Annotated in this window: 5 protein-coding genes; all 5 read left to right on the forward strand. The window is 40.7% G+C overall.

The features are described 5' to 3' along the window. Window positions 1-1422 (forward strand): glucose-6-phosphate dehydrogenase (zwf, locus tag ACEW8U_RS22975; RefSeq protein ID WP_373524394.1); only part of this gene is annotated, 1422 nt, incomplete at its 5' end. Next, a complete protein-coding gene (gene pgl, locus ACEW8U_RS22980) occupies window positions 1416-2147 on the forward strand; it encodes a 6-phosphogluconolactonase (RefSeq protein WP_373524395.1) in 732 nt (243 codons plus the stop codon). The genes zwf and pgl, both read left to right, overlap by 7 nt. Window positions 2148-2277: 130 nt before the next feature. Next, a complete protein-coding gene (locus ACEW8U_RS22985) occupies window positions 2278-3192 on the forward strand; it encodes a pirin family protein (RefSeq protein WP_373524396.1) in 915 nt (304 codons plus the stop codon). A gap of 35 nt (window positions 3193-3227) precedes the next feature. Then, window positions 3228-3512: a GNAT family N-acetyltransferase gene (locus tag ACEW8U_RS22990; protein WP_373524397.1), complete on the forward strand. Its 285-nt coding sequence runs from the start codon at window positions 3228-3230 to the stop codon at window positions 3510-3512. Window positions 3513-3532: 20 nt separating this feature from the next. Further along, a complete protein-coding gene (locus ACEW8U_RS22995) occupies window positions 3533-4021 on the forward strand; it encodes a VOC family protein (protein WP_373524398.1) in 489 nt (162 codons plus the stop codon). The last annotated feature ends 219 nt before the right edge of the window (window positions 4022-4240 follow it).

A 4240-nucleotide genomic window follows, 5' to 3' on the forward strand; every position in this document is an offset into this window, starting at 1 on the left:
AATTTATTCTTAGATGGTTGGATGCCTGATAATTTGGCTATCTATGGCTTGGGAAGAACTGCATTGAATGATGAGAGTTACCAGAAAAATTTATACAAAGGATTATCTGAATTTTCCAGAAGCGGAAAACCTGATTCAGAAAATTGGGGCAAATTCAAAAAATCTTTACACTATTTTCCTTCCAACATTGAAGACGAAAAGTCATACAAAGAATTGCTCTCAGAAATAGAGAAGGTGGAAAAAGCATGGGGACATAGGGCCAATCGACTTTTTTACCTTTCCGTAGCTCCGAAATTTATAGAAACTGCTTGTAGGAATATCAGTGCCAATGGACTGGCAGAAGATAAAGAAAGGGATCGGATAATCATTGAAAAACCCTTCGGGTATGACAAGGATTCGGCCATAGCACTCAATAATATGCTTGATGAGGTTTTTAGCGAAAAGCAGATTTATAGAATCGATCATTACTTGGGTAAAGAAACGGTGCAGAACATATTGGCATTTCGGTTTGCCAATAGTTTGTTTGAGCCACTTTGGAATCGAAGTTATATTGATTATATACAAATTACGGTGGCTGAAGATGGCGGGGTGGAAGATCGTGGAGGATATTATGACGGCGCAGGTGCTTTGCGGGATATGATTCAGAACCATTTGCTTCAAATCCTGTGCATGATCGCTATGGAGCCACCCGTGACTTTTGAAGCAGAAGAAATACGCAATCGGAAGGTGGACGTATTGAAAGCCATTCGAAGAATCCCCGTTGATGATGTGCATCACTATGCTGTAAGAGGGCAGTATGCATCCGGGTGGATTAAAGGCAAAGAAGTTGTGGGCTATCGAGATGAACCGGATACCGATAAAAATTCCCCAACAGAGACCTTTGCTGCCATTAAGTTTTACCTCGATAACTGGCGCTGGCAAGGAGTTCCCTTTTACCTGAGAACAGGAAAAAGAATGCTCGAAAAAGCTTCTTCCATCACCATTCAATTCCGGACCATTCCTCACAACACGTTTCCTATGGATAGTCTGACTCCAAACCGGCTGACCATTCATATTCAGCCACAAATGGATATCAAGTTGCGCTTTATGACCAAGAAACCAGGATTGGAAATGAATCTCAATTCCTCTGAAATGATTTTTAATTATGACAGTTGCTCTACGCAAACTCCTGAAGCCTATGAAACCTTGCTATTGGATGCCATGTTAGGGGACACCACGCTTTTTATGCGGTCAGACCAAGTAGAGGAAGCCTGGGATGTGTTGGCTTCTATTCAGCAGGCATGGGAACAAGGTGGAGATGATTTTCCAAACTATGTAGCTGGAAGCTGGGGGCCTGAAAAAGCAGAAGCCTTAATAGCCCGAGAGGGGCATTTCTGGGCTATGGATATCAAGAAGCAAGATAAAAAAGATAAAGGATGTTAGAGAAATTCCAGAACCTCGAAGCGTTGAATGAACGTACTGCGGATCTTTTTATTCAGATTGCTAACGAGGCGATATCAGAAAAAGGTCGCTTTACGGTTGCCCTGACGGGCGGGTCTTCGCCAAATGGTCTTTACAAACTGCTAGCTGAAGATGAGAACAAGAGAAAAATTGACTGGTCCAAGGTGTTTGTTTTTTGGTGTGATGAGCGGTGGGTCCCTTTACACAGTGAAAAAAGCAATGCCGGAGCGGCATTCAAAGTTCTTTTAAATCAACTCCCTGTGCCAAAAGATCAGATTTTCCCTATGTTTAAAGAAGGTGTCTCTCCCGAAACCTATGCCAAGACTTATGAATCCTTACTTGAAGCGCATTTGGAGGATTCTAAGCACTTTGATTTGATTTTATTAGGGATGGGGGATGACGGTCATACAGCATCCTTATTTCCTGGAGAAGCTGTGTTGGAAGAAAAGGAAAAGAAAGTTGATGCTTACTTTTTGAAATCACAGGATATGTATAGAATTACATTTACAGCACCACTCATAAACGATGCTAAAATCATTATCTTTTTGGTTTTTGGAGAGAAAAAGATGGATGCGCTGTATCAGGTTTTGGAGGGAAATGAAACCTATCATAAGTTTCCTGCAAAACTCATAAAACCCAAATCCGGTAATATTTATTGGATGGTAGATCAATTAGCAGCCTCAAAACTGAAAAAAACACAAAGTTAATTTAACTTTGTGTTTTTCAATTTATGCTCATGGAGTCACTTCACAATTATCTTCATAGATATACTTCAAATCTAATTTCAGAAGAAGAATTTGAAGTTATTAAAAGCCATTTTTCCCAAAAGAAAATATTATGCTTGATATAGTTATAGAAGCCAGAAAGGCTAAAATTACATCGGGTTTTGCAGTTAAACGCATACTTCCCTATCAGCTTCACCGAATGGTTGGGCCGTTTATTTTTATGGACCATGCCGGACCGTTAAACATGCCGACAGGAACTATAAGTAGTCTTGATGTATTGCCACATCCACATATTGGTTTGTCCACAGTAAGCTATTTGTTCAGTGGGAATGTGACTCATAGGGATAGTCTCGGAATAGAGCAGGTGATCAAACCGGGAGAAGTAAACTGGATGACTGCCGGAAAAGGCATTGCACACAGTGAGCGGTTTGAAGATCCTGCGATGCTGGCCGGAGGAGAACTGGAAATGATACAAACATGGGTAGCACTGCCCGAAAAGGATGAAGAAAGCGACCCCTCCTTTAGCAACTATAAACCTGAACAGCTTCCCATTTTTACAGATACCGGTGTTTGGATGCGCTTAATTGCAGGAGATGCCTATGGCTTGAAAAGCAATGTAAAGACACATTCCCCCTTGTTTTATGTACACGTCGTGCTGGATCAGGGAATTCATTTTGGATTGCCTACCGGGCATAGCGAAAGAGGTGCATATATTGTCAGTGGCAGCGTCGAAGTAAACGGGACCACCTACAAAGCAGGAAATCTGATAGTGTTCACCAAAGGAGTTGACCCTTTGATTATTTCCAAAGAAAAAACCACGTTGATGATGCTCGGTGGTGAACACCTGGGGGATCGGTTCATCTGGTGGAATTTTGTGTCCAGTAGCAAAGATAGAATTGATCAGGCCAAAGAGGACTGGAAACAGGGACGTATTGTTTTACCACCATTGGATAATGAAGAATATGTGCCCTTACCTGAAGATAAAAGCAAACCAGCAGGTGGTCCTCCCCCAAATGCTCTTTCCTAGGCAAGCAGTTTAAGAACTTTAAAAAGTAGATATTAATGAAAATACTATTAAAAGAAGACAGCAACAAAGGCTTAGCAATGGCACGGGAAAATGAGAAACGTGACGGGATGATGACCTATTCCATCGCAGGTGATGCTTTGATTATCATAGATCATACAGAAGTTGATCCAGCCTATTACGGTAAAGGTGTAGGCAAGCAAATGCTCTACAAAATCGTGGATATGGCCAGAGAGAAAAATATCAAGATTCTTCCCCTGTGTCCATTTGCGGCATCTATGTTCAAAAAACTGGATGAAATCAAGGATGTTTTAAAATCATAAACTAAGAAAAAAAAATACAAATGGATAAGGATTATATAATTCCCGCTAATACAAGAATAGGTCATGTGCACTTAAAAGTAGCTGACCTTAAGCGCTCCTTAGATTTTTATTGTGGTTTATTGGGTTTCGAAATCACATTGATGTATGGTCAAGAGGCTGCCTTTATATCAGCAGGGGGTTATCACCATCATATTGGTTTAAATACATGGTACAGTAAGGGTAGTCCTGAAGCTGACAAACGCAGTGTGGGACTTTTCCATACTGCAATAGTATATCCTGCCAAAAAAGACTTAGCCTTGATTTACAACAGACTAAACATTACCCAATACACTTTCACGGGGTTTGCTGACCATGGAGTATCCTTGGCGCTTTACCTTGACGACCCTGATGGCAATGGTGTAGAACTATATTGGGACAAGCCCAAAGAAGAATGGCCCCAAAAAGATGATAGCTCCCTGGAAATTTATACTAGAAGGCTGGATCTACAGGATTTAATGAAAGAACTGTGAATAGGAGTTAAAAGGAAAAACGCTTTCAATATTTGTGAAAAATCGGTTTTTTTTGGCACTAAAAACACAAAAGGCTGAGCATTTGGTCAGCCATTTGGCATAGAGGAAGATTGTTTCGAATAATCGTTATAGCTCACTTTAGATCAATAACTTATTTTCGGTATTTTTCTGAGGTCTCGATTTTCCCCCACGGTAAATCTGGATTAAATCTGTGCTGAA

This window comes from Aquiflexum sp. (assembly GCF_041751335.1).
Taxonomy (GTDB): Bacteria; Bacteroidota; Bacteroidia; order Cytophagales; family Cyclobacteriaceae; genus Aquiflexum.

Excerpts from the sequence above, each read along its gene's own strand:
- ACEW8U_RS22990 (WP_373524397.1), top strand. The coding sequence starts at position 3,228 with ATGAAAATACTATTAAAAGAAGACAGCAACAAAGGCTTAGCAATGGCA.
- ACEW8U_RS22985 (WP_373524396.1), top strand. The coding sequence starts at position 2,278 with ATGCTTGATATAGTTATAGAAGCCAGAAAGGCTAAAATTACATCGGGT.
- ACEW8U_RS22995 (WP_373524398.1), top strand. The coding sequence starts at position 3,533 with ATGGATAAGGATTATATAATTCCCGCTAATACAAGAATAGGTCATGTG.
- pgl (WP_373524395.1), top strand. The coding sequence starts at position 1,416 with ATGTTAGAGAAATTCCAGAACCTCGAAGCGTTGAATGAACGTACTGCG.